Here is a 1,411-nt window from a genome sequence, read left to right as displayed (position 1 = left end):
CACCACCACCGCCTCGCCCATCGCGAGCACCGCCGCGAAGATCACGCAGAGGGCACTCACGAGCGCGCCCGCCCAGATCGTGGCCGACCCACGGTCGCCCCGGCCTCTCCCGCCCCGGCTCCGGCTCCGACTCCTCACGGTCCGGCCCCGACGGTCTCCTCGGCCGGCGCGACCGCCTCGTGCCGCACCTCGAACGGCAGGGCACCGGCACCTGGCGGCCGGGCCACCACCCGCACCCGGACGAGGCCACCGCTCCGGCCCACGGTCACGCTCGCTCCTTCCGGTGCGGTTCGCCGGACGACGGCCAGGACCGCCTCCTCGGGGTCCTGGCGGGCAGCGGCCCGGGCGCCGGCCCGGGCCGCGTCCACACACTGGATCTGCGCGGCGGTCGCCATCAGGGCCCACACCAGCGCCATCCCGAAGAGGACCAGCACCGGCAGGGTAACGGCGGTCTCGGCGGTCACCATCCCGCTCTGCCGGTCCCGGGCCGGCCGCACGGTCTCATGGCCCTCCATCGAGCGCCTTCTTCACCAGTCCCTGCAGCTCGGCGTCGACCTGACCACTGGTCACCACCTTGTAGAGCACCGCCGCGAAGGCGACGGCCGCCACGATGCCCATCGCGTACTCGGACGTGACCATGCCCGCGTCCCGATGGGTCCCGTCGACCCTGTGGACCAGGTACAACAGCTTGCTCCCCAGCCGACGTGCTCGTCGCGTCATGTTCCGCATCCCGACCTCCAGGTCGTTCGTTCCGTTGGTTTCCTCGATGACCGCCGCATCCGTGCGGCGGAGTCCTTGCTGCGGGCTCACCGGTGGCGCACGCTCACGGGCCGCCGCCGAGCGCACCGTCCGCCAGGCCGATGACAACCGGGAGCACCCCGATCGCGATGAAGGCCGGGAGGAAGCAGAGGCCCACCGGTCCGGTGATCAGAACGCCCGCCCTACGGGCCCGCGCGATGGCGGCCCGGTCTCCCGCCGCCCGGGCCTCGGCGGCCAGACGGGCGGCCGGGGCCGCCGCCGGCAGACCCGACTCACCCGCCCGCTCGATGAGCCGGGCGAGGGGCCCGGCGCCCGGAACGGCGGCCAGACGCTGCCAGGCGCCGGCCGCGTCTCCCCCGAGCCGGACCTCGGCCGCACCCTGAGCCAGCCGCTCTCCCAGCGGCCCGCCGAGCGCCTCGCCGACGGCCCGCGCCGCGACCACGGGTTCGGCCCCGGCCTCGACACACGCGGCCAGCAGGTCGGCTGCGAGCGGGAGCTGCCGGGCTGCCTGAGCCGCTCCACGATCCGCACCGGCTTCCCGGGCGGCCTGCCGTCCGAGTCGTCGCTCCAGGGCGAGCCCGGACAGCACGCCCACCGCCAGCCCGGGCAGCCCTCCGACGAGGAGCCAGCCAAGGGCGGCCGCGCCCAGGAC

Annotated in this window: 3 protein-coding genes; all 3 read right to left on the bottom strand. The window is 75.8% G+C overall.

Features of this window, described 5'->3' with window-relative positions; translation table 11 throughout:
* Nucleotides 1-134: 134 nt before the first annotated feature.
* Entirely contained in the window at nt 135-515 is a 381-nt protein-coding gene (locus ACOV8S_RS28720) for a TadE family type IV pilus minor pilin (RefSeq protein WP_448321417.1), read from the bottom strand.
* Nucleotides 502-720 carry a DUF4244 domain-containing protein gene (locus tag ACOV8S_RS28715; RefSeq protein ID WP_448321416.1) on the bottom strand — a complete coding sequence of 73 codons (219 nt, stop codon included), beginning with the start codon at nt 718-720 and terminating at the stop codon, nt 502-504. The genes ACOV8S_RS28720 and ACOV8S_RS28715 overlap by 14 nt, the downstream gene beginning before the upstream one ends.
* Before the next feature lie 103 nt (nt 721-823).
* Nucleotides 824-1,411 (bottom strand): type II secretion system F family protein (locus ACOV8S_RS28710; protein ID WP_448321415.1); only part of this gene is annotated, 588 nt, incomplete at its 5' end.

This window comes from Streptomyces sp. CO7 (assembly GCF_053474865.1).
This window is presented reverse-complemented; position numbering and strand designations above follow the sequence as displayed.

Excerpts from the sequence above, each read along its gene's own strand:
- ACOV8S_RS28720 (WP_448321417.1), bottom strand. The coding sequence starts at position 515 with ATGGAGGGCCATGAGACCGTGCGGCCGGCCCGGGACCGGCAGAGCGGG.
- ACOV8S_RS28715 (WP_448321416.1), bottom strand. The coding sequence starts at position 720 with ATGACGCGACGAGCACGTCGGCTGGGGAGCAAGCTGTTGTACCTGGTC.